Here is a 16,633-nt window from a genome sequence, read left to right on the forward strand (position 1 = left end):
GTGTGGCGCGAGATTCCGGGTTCACGCTTCGCGTGCCCCGGAATGACGGTCAGTGTCGCGTTCCAAAAATCTGCCGCGCTTCCGCCGGGCTCGCAATCTCGCGGCCGGCGCGGCGCGCGCAGGCGGCGAGCCCTTCGACGAGTTGCCCGTTCGACGTAACCTTGGTGCCGTCGCCGAGATAGAACGTATCCTCGAGCCCGCTGCGCAGATGGCCGCCGAGGTCGGCGGCGCGCTGGTGCAGCGGCCAGATCTCGGCGCGGCCGATCGCGGTGACCTGCCAATGCGCCTCCGGCGCCTTCAGCTTCAGGAGGATCGGCAACAGCTCCGGATCGGCCGGCATGCCCGAGGCGACGCCCATCACGAAATTGTATTCGAGCGGACCGGAATACATCCCGGTCTGCCGGTACATGCCAACGCAACGCACGATGCCGACATCGAAGCACTCGAATTCGGGAATGGTGCCGGCCGCCTTCATCACGTCGAGATAGTCCTGCACCTTCTCGACCGCGTTATCGAACATCATGGGCGGCCAGGCCCAGGTGTTGTCGGCCTTCACCTTCAGATAATTCAGCGAGCCGGCGTTGCAGGCGGCGATCTCGGGCCTGGTCTCGCGCACGCAATCGAGCGCGCCCTGGTAGTTCGGGCCAGAGGTACCGGTGGTGTGGTTGATGATCACGCCGGGGCAGGCCTCGCGGATCGCCTGCTGGATCTCCTTGCTGACGCCGACATCCCACGACGGCAGGTGGCCCTTGTTCGGCTCCTGCTGCCGCAGATGGATGTGCATGATGCTGGCGCCGGCGTTGAACGCGGCCTTGGCCTCGCGCGCCATCTGTTCCGGCGTCACCGGAACGTTGTGCTGCTTCGGGTCGGTAAGCACGCCGTTCAGCGCGCAGGTGATGACGGCCTTGTCGCTCATGGGTCTCTTGTCCGCTTTGCAGCGCACATGCGCTGCTGATTTCGCCATGATGAGAACTTTGCCTTCGCGCCATCTTGCGTTGACTGGCTAAGTGGATGCGCTCACGGCACAATCCGTCGCCAGCCGGTTAACACAAGACGCGGCACAAGCGTCATGCCTAACCTTGGTTCTAAGCAGAAGCGGCGCAACAAGCCGGCATCACGGGGAGAACGTCATGGTCTCGATCAACCGGCGCAGATGGCTCACCGGCGCGGCAGGCGCGGGACTTGCCGCGGTCGCGGGTCTTAAGCCTTCGCTGGCCGACGACACGCCAGGCGTCACCGCGACCGAGATCAGGATCGGCAGCACCACTTCGCTCAGCGGCCCGGTGTCCGCGCTCGGCGTGCAGGCGCGCTGCCAGGAAGCCTATTTCAAGATGCTGAACGAGCAGGGCGGCATCGCCGGCCGGCAGATCAAATACATCTACTATGACGATGCGTTCAACCCGGCGAAGACGGTCGAGCAGGTGCGCCGACTGATCGAAAGCGACAATGTCGCCTTTCTGTTCAACATGCTCGGCACCGCGCCGAACTCGTCGGTCGTCAAATACATCAACGCCGCCAAGGTGCCGCACTTGTTCCTGTCGGTGAATGGCGACAAATGGGGCGACTACAAGACCTATCCCTGGACCATGGGCTTTGCGCCGAGCGCGCGGACCGAGGCGCAGGTGTTCGTCAAATATGCACTGAGCCAGAACAAGAACGCGAAATTCGCGGTGCTCTACCAGAACGACGACCTCGGCAAGGATTTCGTCGCCGGAGCCAAGGACGTGCTCGGCGAGCGGTTCGCGACCGCGGCCGTGGTGGCCTCGCACGAGGTGACCGATCCCACGATCGATTCCCAGATCGTGGCGCTGCGCGGCGCCAATCCCGATGTGCTGATCTCGGGCACCACGGCAAAGTTCTGCGCGCAGTCGATTCGCAAGATCTATGCGCTCGGCTGGAAGCCGATGCACTTCATCGCCAGCGGCGCCGCCTCGATCTCCTCGACCATCGCGCCTGTCGGTCTCGACAAGTCGCAGGGCACGATCTCGTCGGCCTATGTCAAGGACGTCGCCGACCCGGCCTGGGCCAATGATCCCGGCGTGAAGAACTTCCTCGCCTTCATGGAAAAGTACTTCCCCGACGGCAATCCGAAGGAGGGCTACAACCTCTACGCCTACACGGTGGCGCAAGTGCTGAAGATCGTGCTCGAGCAGTGCAAGGGCAATTTCAGCCGTGACAACATCATGGCGCAGGCCAACAACCTGAAGGACATCGAGGTCCCGACGCTGCTGCCCGGCATCCGCGTCAACACCAGCCCGACCAATCATCACCCGCTGCAGCAGCTTCAGCTGCAACGGATCGAAGGTCCGGGCTGGCTGCGGTTCGGCGAGGTGATTCAGGGCGCGAACTTGTGAACACAGAACAACCCAAGTGTCATCCCGGCGAAAGCCGGGACCCATAACCACAGCCGTCAATTGCTTCGCGAGATCTCTGCCATCCCGCGTCACGGATAGATCACGCGGTATGGGTCCCGGCTTTCGCCGGGACGACGGATGGTTAAGTCAGCGCGCGCTCGCTCGCGGTTTGCCCGGTGCGGTAGATCGCAAGGTCCCGCGAGCCGGAGAAGATCGCGCGCGGCTTCAGGCCGTAGAAGCGGCGGATCGAGTGGCTGAAATGCGTGCTGTCGGGATAGCCGATATCCTGCGCGAGATGCGCGAGGTTGATGTCCTGGTTGGCGAAGTGCAACAGATGCCGCGCGCGCTTCCAGGCGCGGAAGGAGCGGAACGAGATCCCGGTCTCCTCCTTGAACAGATGCAGGAAGCGCGAGGGCGATAGCCCGGCTTCCGCAGCGCAGCCCGCCGCAGTCACCGGCTCGCCGGAGAACTGCCCGATGCGGCCGATCGCGCGCACGACACGCGGATCGAGCACGCGCTGCGGCAGCGCGTCGCCGAAGCACATGGTGTCGAACTCGGCATTCGCGATCGCATCGCGATGCTGCATCTCGGCGAGCGTCGCATAGGCGTTGCGAATGCGATTGGCGAACAGATGGGAGTCCGATCCTTGCAGACGGCGGGCGACGGCTTCGAGCGTGCCGTCGGGCACGCTTTCCGGCTCGATCGCGACGCAGATCGCCGAGCGATATTCGCTGGTGATGGTGTGGCGCAGGTTCGGCATCGTCACCGCGAGCTCGCCATGCGACTCGCGGCCTTCGCTGGTCGACAGATGCAAGCCGTCGCGGATCGCGACATAGACATGGAATGCACCGGGACAGCGCTCGCGCGGGCGTCCGAGCAGCCCGGCATAGAACACCCGTTCCGGCGTGATCAGCATCCGGTGACCGGATTGCTGGCTGGAGCTCTGGCACTTCGCGTCCACGATCGCGTCCATGGCGGTTCCTCCTCGCGCGGCTCTTTGGGCCGCTGCGGCGGAGCTACCATAACGCAAATTCGCACGCTGTCACTGCAACGAAACGTCGTCATTCCGGGGCGATGCGACAGCATCGAACCCGGAATCTCGAGATTCCGGGTCTGGTGCTAACGCACCATCCCGGAATGACGAGCGCTAAAGCCGCGCCCGCGGCGCAACGTTCTGTTCCTGACCGGCTTTTTGCTCCGCCGCGACCGCGCGCTGGTAACCGTCGCGCTGCTGCAGCCGCGCCCAATAGGCCGCGACATTCGGCCCGAAATCCTTGGCGAGGCCGATATTGCTGGCGAGACGGAGCGCATAACCGTTGGCGATGTCGGCCGCGGTGAAGCGTTCCGCGCAGAGGAATTCCGACTTCGCGGCGGCGGCCTCGACCGCGCGCAGGCGGCCCAGGAACCATTTTGCATAATCGCCCGAGACCTGCGGGTTGCGCCGCTCCTCTGGCTCGAGCTGGCTGTAGCGGAGCACCAGCGTCTGCGGGAAGGTCAGCGTCGCGTCGGAAAAATACATCCAGTTCAGGAACGCGCCAAAGGCCGGCTCGTCGACGCCGACGATCAGCGGCGTCGGGCCGTATTTGGTGCCGAGATAATGGCAGATGCCGGAGGACTCCGTCATCCTGGTCTCGCCATCGATCATGAACGGGATGGTGCCGAGCGGATTGATGCCGAGATATTCCTTGGCGAACACGCGCGGCGGGAACGGCAGCATCTTCAGCTCATAGGCAAGCCCGAGCTCCTCCAGCATCCACAGCGGACGGAACGAGCGCGCGGCGTCGCAGTGATAGAGCGTGATCATCAGGCGTTTCCCTTTTGCTTCAGGCCAGGCAGCGTGCCCATCATCTTGCACAATACCATGAGCATGACCTCGTCGGCGCCACCGCCGATCGAGGTCAGGCGGCTGTCGCGATAGGCGCGGCTGACCGGCGTCTCGTTTGTGAAACCCATGCCGCCCCAATATTGCAGGCAGGCATCGGTAAGCTCGCGGCCGAGCCGGCCGGCCTTCAGCTTGGCCATGGTCGCGAGCCGCGTCACGTCCTCGCCGGCCACCAGCGCCTCGCCGGCACGATAGATCAGCGAGCGCAGCAGCTCGACCTCGGTCTGCATTTCCGCGAGCTTGAAGTGCACCACCTGGTTGTCGAGGATCGAGCCGCCGAACGCCTTGCGGTTGCGAGTGTAGTCGATGGTCTCGTTGATGATGAATTCATGCGCCTTCAGGCAGGCGGCCGCACCCCACAGCCGCTCCTCCTGGAACTGGATCATCTGGTAGGTGAAGCCCTGGCCCTCCTCGCCGATCCGGTTACGCTTGGGGACCCGGACATTGTCGAAGAAGATCTGCGCCGTATCCGACGAACGCATGCCGAGCTTGTCGAGCTTGCGCGCGATCTGCACGCCCTTGGTCTTCATGGGCACACAGATCAGCGACTTGTTGCGATGGACCGGGCCGTCGCTGGTGTTGGCGAGCAGGCAGATCCAGTCGGCCTGGGTGCCGTTGGTGATCCACATCTTGCCGCCATTGATGACGTAGTCGTCGCCGTCGGCGCGCGCACTGGTCTTGATCGAGGCGACGTCGGAGCCGGCACCGGGCTCGGAAACGCCGATGCAGGCGACCTGATCGCCGGCAATCGCGGGGCTGAGAAATTCGCGCCGCACCTCGTCGGAGCCGAACCGCGCCAGCGCCGGCGTCGCCATGTCGGTCTGCACCCCGATCGCCATCGGCACGCCGCCGCAGGTGATAGCCCCCAACTCCTCGGCCATCATCAGCGCGTAGGAATAATCCAGTCCCTGGCCGCCGAACTCGACGGGCTTGTTGAGGCCGAGGAAGCCGAGATCGCCGAGCTTCTTGAACAGCTCATGCGCCGGGAAGATGTCGGCCTTCTCCCATTCGTCGACATGGGGATTGATCTCGGCCGCGATGAACTTTTGTAGAGCGCGGCGCGGTTCGTCGTGGTCGGCGGTGAAGAGCATGTTCTCGAACTATCCTTTGTCATTCCGGGGCGATGCGAAGCATCGAACCCGGAATCTCGATCCATTACCTCTGGATTCCGGGTTCGCGCTGGCGCGCGCCCCGGAATGACCTTTCCTTCTCACCCCCCTGAAAGGGGGAGGTCGGCACGCTCGGCTATGCCGAGCGGGCCGGGTGGGGGTCAACTGCCAGTCGGACTCGCGGCTTGACCCCCACCCTGCCCTCCCCCTTTCAGGGGGAGGGTTCACAATCCGTCTTTTCGCCGCGACCACATCATCACCTGACGCGATCACAACCCCATCTGCCGGCTCGCGAGATCCTTCATGATCTCCTCGGTGCCGCCGCCGATCGCGTTGACCTTGACCTCGCGGTAGATGCGCTCGACCTTGACGCCGCGCATGAAGCCGGCGCCGCCGAAGATCTGCACCGCCTCGGAGGCGCAGTGCGCCATGGTCTGCGTCGCATGGTTCTTCATCATGCAGATCTCGGCGACCGGGCTTTCGCCCTGGCCGAGCCGCCACGCCAGCATTTCCAGCATCGCCTGCGAGGCCGCGACCTTCTGTGCCATGTCGACGATCTTGTGCCTGATCACCTGGTGCTGCGCGATCGGCTTGCCGAACGTCTTGCGCTCCTTGGCATAGGCGACCGCCTCATCGAGGCAGACGCGCGCATAGGCGGTGCAGCTCGCCGCCATGCCCATGCGCTCGCTGTTGAAGTTCTGCATGATGATCTTGAAGCCCTGCCCTTCCTCGCCGATCAGGTTCTCGACCGGCACGCGGCATTCGTCGAAGTGAAGTGTCGCGGTATCTGACGCCCACCAGCCCATCTTCTTCAGCTTGGTGCGGGACAGGCCCGGCGTATTGCCTTCGATCAACAGCAGGCTGACGCCGCCGGGACCTTCGCCGCCGGTGCGCACCGCGACCGTCAGATAGTCGGCGCGCATGCCCGAGGTGATGAAGGTCTTCTCGCCGGAGACGACATAATGGTCGCCGTCACGCCGCGCCCTGGTGCGCAGGTTCGCGACATCGGAGCCGCCGCTCGGCTCGGTGATCGCGAGCGCGGAGATCTTCTTGCCAGCGAGCACGTCCGGCAGCACCCGCGCCTTAACCTCGGGCCGCGCGGCGCGCGCGATCGGCGGCGAGCCGATGGTGTGGCTCATCAGGCTCGAGGAGACGCCGCCGGCGCCGGCCCGCGCCAGCTCCTGCGAGGCCACGATCTTCATGAACTGGTCGGCGGCGATCCCGCCATATTCTTCCGGGAAGCCGAGGCCGAGCAGTCCGATCGCAGATGCCTTGGCATAGAGCTCGCGCGGAAACTCGCCGTCTTCGTCCCATTGATGGGCATAAGGCTCGATTTCTTTGGCAACAAAGCGCCGCATCACCTCGCGAAAGGCCTCATGCTCGCCGGTGTAGAACGGGTTTGCCATCCGCGTGCTCCGTTGATTCTTCCCTCCGACGATGTCCGGATTTCTCCCGGTTCACTTGCGTCGAGTGGCTGCCGTCGGCGCCGACGCCCGATCCGGCGATTTGCCAGCCACTAAACGCAAGACAGTATCCTTATACGCCCCCTCCACTGCCAATTCATGGCATCAATTGAGCCAGGAACAGGCGGCGCAAGACTGCCGTTCCGGAGGAGGGAAATTTGCCGGTTCGTTACTACGACTGGATCGCGCATCATCGCCGGCGCACGCCGGACAAGATGGCGCTTGTCGATCTCGCCAGCGGACGCCGCTTCAACTATGCGGAGCTCGACGCCCGCGTGTCGCGGCTCGCGGCCTGGCTGCGCGATGGGCTCAAGGTTGCCAGCGGCGACCGCGTCGCGGTGCTGGCGCTGAACACGACGGATACGCTGGAGGTGCAGTTCGCCTGCTTCCGGATCGGCGCGATCTTCCTGCCGCTCAACACCCGCCTCACCGTTCCCGAGCTGCGCTACATCACCGGCGACGCCGCGCCGAAGGTGATGATCCATGACGACGACCTCGCCGAGACCGCGCTTGCGGTGGCAAAGCTCTGCAATGTCGCTGCGACCGTGAGGCTCGGCCCGGGCGGCGCCTATGAGACCGGCATTGCGGCAGCCGCGCCGCTCGAACGGTTCGAGGAGGTCATGCTCGATGACATCTCGACCATCATGTACACCTCTGGGACGACGGGCCAGCCCAAGGGCGCGATCATCACGCATGGGATGACGTTCTGGAATTGCGTCAATCTCGGCGGCCCCGCCTACATCTCGCCGGCCTCGGTGCTGCTCACGGTGCTGCCGCTGTTCCACACCGGCGGGCTGAATTGCTACACCAACCCGGTGCTGCATGCCGGCGGCACCGTGCTGATCATGCGCGCCTTCGATCCCGGCGAGGCGCTGAAGCTGATCGGCGATCCCTTGCAGGGCATCAACGTGTTCTTCGGCGTGCCCGCGATCTACCAGTTCATGGCGCAGCATCCTTCCTTCGCTACGGCGGATTTCAGCCGCCTCGTGATTGGCGGCGTCGGCGGCGCGCCGATGCCGGTGCCGCTGCTCAAGACCTGGGAGGCGCGCGGCGTCGCGCTGCAGCAGGGCTACGGCATGACCGAGACGTCGCCGGCGGTGATGGTGCTCGACCGCGAGGATGCCGCGCGCAAGGCCGGCTCGTCCGGCAAGCCGGTGCTGCACACCGAGGTCCGCATCGTGCGGCCCGACGGCAGCGACGCCGCGGTCGGCGAGCTCGGCGAACTCTGGGTCAAGGGCCCGAACATCACGCCGGGCTACTGGAACAGGCCGGACGCCAACGCCTCCTCGTTCACCGACGGCTGGCTGCACACCGGCGACGCCACGCGGATCGACGAGGAAGGCTTCTACTACATCGTCGACCGCTGGAAGGACATGTACATCTCGGGCGGCGAGAACGTCTATCCGGCCGAGGTCGAGAGCGTGCTGCATCAATTGGCCGCCGTCGCCGAGGCCGCCGTGATCGGCATCCCCGACGAGCAATGGGGCGAAGTCGGCATGGCGATCATTGCCGTGAAATCCGGCCATTCGCTGACCCCGGCCGAGGTCCACGCGCATTGCCAGGCCAATCTGGCGCGGTTCAAATGCCCGCGCCTGATCGAATTCATCGAGGCCCTGCCGCGGAACGCCACAGGCAAAATTCATAAGCCGACGCTCCGGCAACAATTCAGCCGGCCGAAGCCAACCGATACCGCGGCGTGAGCCAGACGCGCGCCGCGCGTTCCGGGATTCGCCGCGACAAGGATTGCCCCGCTGCCGTCTGCCGGGACCGGCTGCGGGTTCGTTGCGTAAGTCCCCAACAAAGATCAATCGAGGAAATTGCCTTTATGAAAACAACAACACTGTCGCTGCTGGCAGCCGCCACGGCGCTCTGCCTGCTCTCCACCCAGGCCGCCTTTGCACAGAAGAAGTATGATACCGGCGCCTCCGACACCGAGATCAAGATCGGCAATGTCGAGGCCTATAGCGGTCCCGCCTCCGCCTACGGCGTCATCGGCAAGACCGAAGAAGCCTATTACAAGATGATCAACGACCAGGGCGGCATCAACGGCCGCAAGATCAACTGGATCTCCTATGACGACGGCTACTCGCCGCCGAAGACCGTGGAGCAGATCCGCAAGCTGATCGAGAGCGACGAGGTCTTCCTGGTGTTCAACGCGCTGGGCACGCCGACCCAGACCGCGGTGCAGAAGTATCACAACGCCAAGAAGGTGCCGCAGCTGTTCCTCGCCACCGGCGCCAGCAAGTGGAACGATCCGAAGGATTTCCCGTGGACCATGGGTTTCCAGCCGAGCTATCGCGTCGAGGCGCGGATCTTCGGCAAGTACATCCTGAAGGCCAAGCCGGATGCCAAGGTCGCGATCTTCTATGCCAATGACGATTTCGGCAAGGACTACCTGGTCGGCCTGAAGGAGATCCTCGACAAGTCGAGCGTCAAGATCGTCGCCGAAGAGAGCTACGAGACCACCGAGCCGTCGATCGACTCCCACATCGTCAAGCTGAAGGACACCGGCGCCGACGTGTTCGTCAACATCTCGACGCCGAAATTCGCGGCGCAGGCGATCAAGAAGATCGCCGAGCTCAACTGGAAGCCGATGCAGGTGATGACCGACGTCTCGATCTCGATCGGCGCGGTCATGAAACCGGCCGGGCTCGAGGCCTCGGAAGGCGTGCTGTCGGCCGGCTATCTGAAGGACGCGTCCGATCCGCAGTGGAAGAATGATGAGGGCATGAAGAAGTTCATGGCCTTCGCCGAGAAGTACATGCCGGGCGCCAACCTCGCCGACGCCAATCTGGTCTATGGCTACGCCGCCGCGCAGACCATGGTGCAGGTGCTGAAGCAGGCCGGCGACAACCTGACGCGTGAGAACGTGATGAAGCAGGCCGCCAGCCTGAAGGATTTTGCGCCCGACACGCTGATCCCCGGCATCAGGATCAACACCAGCGCGACCGACTTCGCACCGGTCGAGCAGCTCAAGATGATGCAGTTCAAGAACGGGCAGTGGGAGCTGTTCGGTGACATCATCAGCGCCGAGACCGGCGGCTAGCGCGACGCGCACCGCCACCAAACATCAGCCATCGCGAAGCCGCCCATCCGGGCGGCTTCGTTGCTTTTTGCGGATCGCGGGTGAAGCCGAGCGACGCGCAAGCTATCTCACCGTCACCCTGAGGAGCCGCGAAGCGGCGTCTCGAAGGGTCGACGGCCGGGCTCTCTCCCGAGTCGATGCATACGGGCCGTGCATCCTTCGAGGCTCGCCCAGCGGCGTAATCGCGCCGCAAGGCTCGCACCTCAGGATGACGGACCTAACTCTGCCGTTGTCATCCCGGCAAGAAAATCGCGAACGGCTCATCGATCGTTCGACGCAAATGCTCGCGATAGGCGGCGTAGTTCGCGTCATCCGCCGACACCCGGCCGAGGCTGGGCTTGGGCACGTTCTTCACCGGCAGGAACGCGATCGGCGCGGCGACAGGCGTCAGCAGCGAGCCGCGGCCGGCAAGCAGCGTCGTGATGATGCCGTACATCTCGCCGGAATTGCGCGGGCGCGACACCGTGATCACGCGATGCTGGCCGTGCCTGTTGGTCACGAGATAGACGAAGCCGGATTCGTTGGGCACCGCGACTTCGCCGTACTGCGTATAGTCGGCGTCCTGCCGCTCGCCTTCGCGGAAGCCGAGCGATGACGACGCCTCGTCCCAGGTGATCTCCGTCCGATAGGCGTAGAGTGCGCCCTGCTCGCCGAACGACGGCCGCACCGTGATGTAGGTCCCTTCGATCCGCGCCACCGCGCGGCGCGAATAGGACCCGAGGCCGTCGGGTGCGATCCCGCCATTGGCGGGTGCGGCCACCGTGATCGTCTCCGGCAGCTTGCGCAAGGACACACCCAGCGCCTGCTCCAGCCGCACGGTGGTCGCCAGCGTGAACGGGCGGCGGCCGCCGAGCACCTTCTCCAGGGTCGAGAGGCTGAGCTTGGCCTGCTCGGCCAGCGTCTGCCGCGAGATGCGGCGGCGCGCGATTTCCTCGCGGATGGTCTCCGCGACCTGCTGGCTCTGCTCGGCGGATAGCTGCTTATCAGGCGTCGGCATCCAGATTCCTGCCCGGTTCCCCTTGATTCCGCGCAGTCTAGCAGACCGGACAATCCATCACCAAACCGCACAAATCCGCCTCCGCCGGCGGCGGGCCGCGCCGGACGGCGGCCAATCATTGCCGATCATTCTGCTCGCGCCAAAACCGCCGTTCTCCATGATCGCGAGGCAGCGAAAGCCTCGCTCGGGAGTGACGAAAATGACGATTTACGATGCATGTGAGAGCAGCCCGCAGATCCGCCTGTCGCGCAGGATGCGCATTGCGCTGTTCTTTCTGGTGGAAGGTGTGGCCGCGCTAGTGATCGGCTTTGCGGCGCTATTCCTGAGTTTCGATCCGGTGTGGTCGGCCGAACTGCCGCAACAGGCGGTGCTGCGGCCATCGGATGCGCGCTCCGGCTCGCTGCTGTTCAAGACCGATGACGGCTATCGGGATGCGCTGAGGCTCGGCATCGACGTGGACCTCACGGTGTCGGGTCCGACGGTCCGCGCCCGCGTCACGCAGATCTTCCGCAACCCGACCAAGGACTGGGTGGAGGCGACCTATGTCTATCCGCTGCCGGCTGGCGGCGCGGTCGACACGCTGAAGATGGTGGTCGGCGACCGCGTCGTGGTCGGCGACATCAAGGAGCGGCAGCAGGCTCGCGCGATCTACGAGCAGGCCAAGCAGAATGGCCAAAAGGCCGCGCTCACCGAACAGGAGCGGCCCAACATCTTCACCAATTCCGTTGCCAATATCGGCCCCGGCGAAACCGTGCTGGTGCAGATCGAATATCAGGAGCCGGTGCAGCAGAACGGCAACGAGTTCTCGCTGCGGGTGCCGATGGTGGTCGGCCCGCGCTACAATCCGCGCCCGGTGGTGCAAAGCGTCGATCTCCGCGCCGACGGCAACGGCTGGGGCGCCACGTCAACCGATCCCGTGCCGGACCGCGACCGCATCTCCCCCGAAGTGCTCGACCCTGCCACGAATGCGCCGGTCAATCCGACCAACATCACGGTGCATCTGAACGCCGGCTTCGCGCTCGGCGAGGTGACGAGCCATTTCCACCAGGTCAGGATCGAGAGCCCCGACAGCACCACGCGGCTCGTCAAGCTCGCCGAAGGCCCGGTGCCGGCCGATCGTGATTTCGAGCTGACCTGGAAGCCGGCCGCCGAGAAGGCGCCGTCGGTCGGGCTGTTCCGCGAGCATGTCGGCAATTCCGACTATCTGCTGGCCTTCGTCACCCCGCCGTCGGTCGAGCAGACGCAACAGAAGCCGTTGCCGCGCGAGGTGATCTTCGTGATCGACAATTCCGGCTCGATGGGCGGCACTTCGATCATCCAGGCCAAAGCGAGCCTGACTTACGCGCTCGGTCGCCTGCAGCCGACCGATCGCTTCAACGTGATCCGGTTCGACGACACCATGGACACGCTGTTCCCGTCGCCGGTCGCGGCAAACAGCACCAATATCGGCAACGCGACGGCGTTCGTCGGCGCGCTGCAGGCCCGCGGCGGCACCGAGATGGTGCCGGCGATGCGCGCAGCGCTGTCCGACACCAACCATGACGACGCCAATTACGTCCGCCAGGTCGTGTTCCTGACTGACGGCGCCATCGGCAACGAGCAGCAATTGTTCGAGACCATCGGCGCGCTGCGCGGCCGCTCGCGCGTCTTCATGGTCGGCATCGGCTCGGCGCCGAACACCTATCTGATGACGCGCGCCGCCGAACTCGGCCGCGGCACCTTCACCCATATCGGCTCGGTCGAGCAGGTCGACGAGCGCATGCGCGGCCTGTTCGCCAAGCTGGAAAATCCCGCGGTGACTAGCCTCTCCGCGAAATTCTCCGAGGCGACGGCCGACCTGACGCCGTCGGCACTGCCTGACGTCTATCGCGACGAGCCGCTGGTGCTGGCCGCCAAGCTCGACAAGCTGGCCGGCTCAGTCGAGATCAAGGGCCGCATCGGCGACCGCTCGTGGAGCGTGACGCTGCCGCTCGCGAATGCCGCTGAGGGCAAGGGCCTGTCGAAACTATGGGCGCGCCGCAAGATCGCCGATGCCGAGGTCGCGCGCACCACGCGGCAGGAGAGCCCCGAGGACGCCGACAAGACCATCCTCGCGCTGGCGCTGGAGCATCAGCTCGTGACGCGGCTGACCAGCCTTGTCGCGGTCGACAAGACGCCGAGCCGCCCGGAAGGCGAGCCACTGAGGTTGAGCGAACTCCCGCTCAACCTGCCCGCCGGCTGGGATTTTGCGAAGGTGTTCGGCGAGCGTCCGAGTCTGCCGGCCGTACCGGGCGAGCGGCGCGCCGACGGTGGCGACGGCAAGGTGCAGCTCGCTGCGCTGAAGCGGTCACCGGTCGCCACACAAGGTCCCGGCACGATCCAGCTGCCGAAGACCGCGACCGATGCGGAGCTGAAGATGATCGCGGGCGTGATCCTGCTCACGGTCAGTCTTCTCCTCCTGGTGTTCAACCGGCGTCAGACGTCGCCCCAATGACGTCGGATGAAAGGAGGAGGTGTCCCCCAGCCTCCTCCTTCAAGAGCGCGCGCGGCCTTCCACCCGTCCCCCAGGGGCCGCGCGCGCAACTCTTCCTCAACCCGCAATGTCATTCCGGGGCGATGCGCAGCATCGAACTATGGTGCGCGCTTGCGCACCTGAGAATCTCGAGATTCCGGGTCTGGTCCTTCGGACCATCCCGGAATGACAGCAACAGGCGCAACAATGCCCCGCTTCATCCCAGCCCTCGGCTTCGCCCTCATCGGCCTGATCCTGTTCGGCCAGGGCGCCTATATCCATGCCAAGGCGCTGCTCGCGCAGGTGCTGCTGGAGCGCGCCTTCGCGCAGAGCATCGCGACCGGCCAGCCGGTGAAGCCGTGGAACTGGGCCGATACCTGGCCGGTGGCGCGGATCGAGGTGAAGCGCCTGCACGCTTCCGCGATTGCGCTTGCCGGCAGCAGCGGCCAGGCGCTGGCGTTCGGCCCCGGCCATGTCGAACAAACTGTCGATGCCGGCGAGCGGGGCGTCGCGGTCTATTCCGCGCACCGCGACACGCATTTTCGCTTTCTGAGGGATGTCACAATCGGCGACGAGATCGACGTCACGCGCAGCGACGGCAAGATGTTTCGCTATCGGGCCGATCGCAGCTCGGTGGTCCGATTCGATCAATCCGGCATCGATCCGATGACTGACCGACATGAACTGGTGCTGTCGACCTGCTGGCCGTTCGACGCGCTGACATCGGGGTCCGAGCGTTACTTGCTGCACGCGACCTTGATCGAAACGGATTCGCGCCCGCGCGAATCGGGTTCCTGATAGGCAATCAATTTTGCGCCTGCCGGGATATTGCGCGCGGTGCCCTGACCTGCGCCAGCATGAGTTGCTACCCCCTTTCCCTCGCCATAAAAACAATGAAAAATCGCGCGCCTCACGGTGATCCGCCGTGGCCAGAGGAAACAAAGACAACAAGGATAAGGGCAGGCTCCATGGAAGCTTTCGCAAGCACCGCGTCTCATATGTCCCACGAATGGGCGCCGCCCGCTGACGCCAGTGATATCGTCAAGAGCATCCACGCGATGCTGCATCCGCGCAACATCGTGCTGGTCGGTGCCACCGACAAGCCCGGCAACTACGCCGAACGGATCTGGAACAATCTGGTCAAATACGGATATGCCGGCGGCCTCTATCCGATCAACGCCAAGCGCGAAGCGATCTGGGGCGTCACCTGCTACAAGGACTTCGCCAGCCTTCCCGAGAAGCCCGACCATGTGCTGGTGCTGGTGCCGGCCCGGTTTGCGGTGCAGGTGATCCGCGATGCGGCCGCGGCCGGCGCGCGCTCGGCGACCATCGTCACCTCCGGCTTCAGCGAGCTGCAGGATGAGGAGAGCCAGCGCCTCGCGGTCGAGCTGAAGCAGGCGATCAAGGAGACCGGGCTCGCCGTCACCGGCCCCAACTGCCTCGGCAATCTCAGCGCCGGCGAGAACCTGTTCACCAATATCGACGACCGCATCGTCACCATGGAGCAGGGCGCGGTGGCGATCGCCGGCCAGTCCGGCGCGATCGTGATGGCGATCCGCCAGGCGCTGGAGGATCGCGGCGTCGGCGTCGGCTACATGGTCACGACCGGCAATGAATCCGGCCTCGAGACCCCGGACCTGATGAGCTACTTCGCCGCCGATCCGAGCATCCGCGTCATCGTGGTCTATCTCGAGGGCGTCAGGAACACGAAGGTATTCCGCGATGCCTGCAAGGCTGCGCGCGCCGCCGGCAAGCCGGTGATCGCGCTCAAGCTCGGCGCATCCGAAGGCGGCCGCGCCGCGGCGATGGCGCATACCGGCGCGCTCGCCGGCTCGATCGAGACCTTCGATGCGATCTCGACCCGCGAAGGCGTGATCCGGGTGCGCGGGCTGGATGAACTGATCGAGACCACCGAGTGCTTCGTGCATGCCGATCCGCCGAAGGGCAATCGCCTCGCGGCGGTATCGCTGTCGGGCGGCAAGCGCGGCCTCCTGATCGACGCGTTCTATTCCGCCGGGCTGAACTTCGCGCCGCTGAGCCCGAACGCCTCGGAGCAGCTGGCAAAAATGCTCGGCCCCGGCAGCATCGTCGGCAATCCGCTCGACGCCGGCTTCGCCGCGGTGGTCGATCCCTCCGTCTACATGAAGTCGATCAAGATCATGATCGACGATCCCGACACCGATATCGTCATCATCGATGCCGAGCTGCCGAAGGCGCCACACGAGCTGCGCGAGCGAAATCTGCGCATCGTCAACGAGATGGCGGGCCAGGCCAACAAGCCGGTGATCTATATCAGCGCGATGTCGATCGGCTTCACCGAATTCACCAAAGGACTGCGCAAGTCGCTGCCCGATATCGCAGTCATGCAGGGCCTTGACCGCGCGGTCGGCGCGATCAAGTCGTTGATCGAATATGCCGGCCTGCGCAAGGAAGTGCCCGATATCGCCTCGAGCTCGACGGCATCTGCGCGCGCGGTGCTGGAGAAGACGCTGAAGGCCGCCAACGGCGCCGCCGCGCTCGACGAGGTTGCCTCGAAGAAGCTGCTCAAGGCCTATGGCATCCCGATCTCAAAGGAAGAGGTCGCGCAGACTGCAGCCGAGGCCGTGAAGATCGCCAAGCAAATCGGCTTCCCGGTGGTCGCCAAGGTGGTCAGCCCCGACATCCTGCACAAATCCGATGTCGGCGGGGTGGTGCTGAATCTCGCCAATGCGGCCGAGGTGAAGAAGGCGTTCAACGACATCACCGCGCGGGTGAAGAAGCTGAAGGGCAAGCCGAAGCTCGAGGGCATCCTGATCGCGCAGCAGGTCAAGGCCGACCTCGAGCTAGTGGTCGGCGCCTCGCTCGACGCCGAGATGGGCCCCGTCGTGCTGTTCGGCACCGGCGGCGTCGACATCGAGCTGATGAAGGACGTCGCGCTCGCTGGCGCGCCGCTCGACGCCGCCGAGGCGAAGGAGCTGATCGCCAGGACCAAGGCCGGGGTCAAGATGAAGGGCTATCGCGGCAAGCCCGCGCTGCACGAGCCGTCGGCAGTGAAGGCGCTGGTCGGGCTCTCCAACCTGATGGCCGACGCCAATGGCCGCATTGCCTCGATCGACGTCAACCCGTTCCTGATCAACAGCAAGCTCGGCGTCGCCGTCGACGGCCTGATCGTGCTGAACAACGCCGCCGCGAACAAGGCCGCGGGGCATTAGGCTTCACCAAGCCCGTCGTACTCTCTCCCCGTCATCCTGAGGTGCGAGCGGAGCGAGCCTC

At 64.9% G+C, this 16,633-nt stretch carries 12 protein-coding genes; 6 read left to right on the forward strand and 6 right to left on the reverse strand.

Features of this window, described 5'->3' with window-relative positions:
* Window positions 1–49 precede the first annotated feature (49 nt).
* A complete protein-coding gene (locus ACVIHF_RS32685) occupies window positions 50–916 on the reverse strand; it encodes a BKACE family enzyme (protein ID WP_057021261.1) in 867 nt (288 codons plus the stop codon).
* A gap of 214 nt (window positions 917–1,130) precedes the next feature.
* Here ACVIHF_RS32685 and ACVIHF_RS32690 point away from each other — a divergent pair, with 214 nt between their 5' ends.
* A complete protein-coding gene (locus tag ACVIHF_RS32690) occupies window positions 1,131–2,354 on the forward strand; it encodes an ABC transporter substrate-binding protein (protein WP_456793151.1) in 1,224 nt (407 codons plus the stop codon).
* 142 nt (window positions 2,355–2,496) lie between these two features.
* Here ACVIHF_RS32690 and ACVIHF_RS32695 read toward each other — a convergent pair whose 3' ends face one another.
* The 4 genes from ACVIHF_RS32695 to ACVIHF_RS32710 form a co-directional block, all read right to left on the reverse strand.
* Window positions 2,497–3,327 (reverse strand): helix-turn-helix domain-containing protein, encoded by an 831-nt coding sequence (locus ACVIHF_RS32695; protein WP_057021202.1) that lies wholly within the window; start codon window positions 3,325–3,327, stop codon window positions 2,497–2,499.
* Between the two features lie 174 nt (window positions 3,328–3,501).
* Window positions 3,502–4,158 carry a glutathione S-transferase family protein gene (locus ACVIHF_RS32700; RefSeq protein WP_456793152.1) on the reverse strand — a complete coding sequence of 219 codons (657 nt, stop codon included), beginning with the start codon at window positions 4,156–4,158 and terminating at the stop codon, window positions 3,502–3,504.
* Entirely contained in the window at window positions 4,158–5,327 is a 1,170-nt protein-coding gene (locus ACVIHF_RS32705; RefSeq protein WP_057021200.1) for an acyl-CoA dehydrogenase family protein, read from the reverse strand. The genes ACVIHF_RS32700 and ACVIHF_RS32705 overlap by 1 nt, the downstream gene beginning before the upstream one ends.
* A 287-nt stretch (window positions 5,328–5,614) precedes the next feature.
* Complete coding sequence (locus tag ACVIHF_RS32710; RefSeq protein ID WP_456793153.1) at window positions 5,615–6,751, reverse strand: acyl-CoA dehydrogenase family protein; 1,137 nt, start codon at window positions 6,749–6,751, stop codon at window positions 5,615–5,617.
* A gap of 215 nt (window positions 6,752–6,966) precedes the next feature.
* On the opposite strand from ACVIHF_RS32710, the gene ACVIHF_RS32715 reads away from it, so the two are divergent.
* Both ACVIHF_RS32715 and ACVIHF_RS32720 read left to right on the forward strand, forming a co-directional pair.
* Window positions 6,967–8,508 carry an acyl-CoA synthetase gene (locus tag ACVIHF_RS32715; RefSeq protein ID WP_456793154.1) on the forward strand — a complete coding sequence of 514 codons (1,542 nt, stop codon included), beginning with the start codon at window positions 6,967–6,969 and terminating at the stop codon, window positions 8,506–8,508.
* A 125-nt stretch (window positions 8,509–8,633) separates the two neighbouring features.
* Window positions 8,634–9,854 carry an ABC transporter substrate-binding protein gene (locus ACVIHF_RS32720; protein ID WP_456793155.1) on the forward strand — a complete coding sequence of 407 codons (1,221 nt, stop codon included), beginning with the start codon at window positions 8,634–8,636 and terminating at the stop codon, window positions 9,852–9,854.
* 271 nt (window positions 9,855–10,125) lie between these two features.
* Here the strand turns inward: ACVIHF_RS32720 and ACVIHF_RS32725 are convergent, their stop codons facing one another.
* Entirely contained in the window at window positions 10,126–10,890 is a 765-nt protein-coding gene (locus ACVIHF_RS32725; protein WP_456778554.1) for a helix-turn-helix domain-containing protein, read from the reverse strand.
* A 253-nt stretch (window positions 10,891–11,143) separates the two neighbouring features.
* Between ACVIHF_RS32725 and ACVIHF_RS32730 the strand changes: the two genes are divergently transcribed.
* The 3 genes from ACVIHF_RS32730 (at window position 11,144) to ACVIHF_RS32740 (ending at window position 16,572) form a co-directional block, all read left to right on the forward strand.
* Complete coding sequence (locus ACVIHF_RS32730; protein WP_456781809.1) at window positions 11,144–13,363, forward strand: marine proteobacterial sortase target protein; 2,220 nt, start codon at window positions 11,144–11,146, stop codon at window positions 13,361–13,363.
* A gap of 225 nt (window positions 13,364–13,588) precedes the next feature.
* Window positions 13,589–14,179, forward strand: coding sequence for a class GN sortase (locus ACVIHF_RS32735; RefSeq protein ID WP_253605127.1), 591 nt, complete (start codon window positions 13,589–13,591; stop codon window positions 14,177–14,179).
* A gap of 170 nt (window positions 14,180–14,349) precedes the next feature.
* Window positions 14,350–16,572, forward strand: coding sequence for an acetate--CoA ligase family protein (locus ACVIHF_RS32740; RefSeq protein WP_456793156.1), 2,223 nt, complete (start codon window positions 14,350–14,352; stop codon window positions 16,570–16,572).
* Window positions 16,573–16,633 lie beyond the last annotated feature (61 nt).

The organism is Bradyrhizobium sp. USDA 4506 (assembly GCF_054058795.1).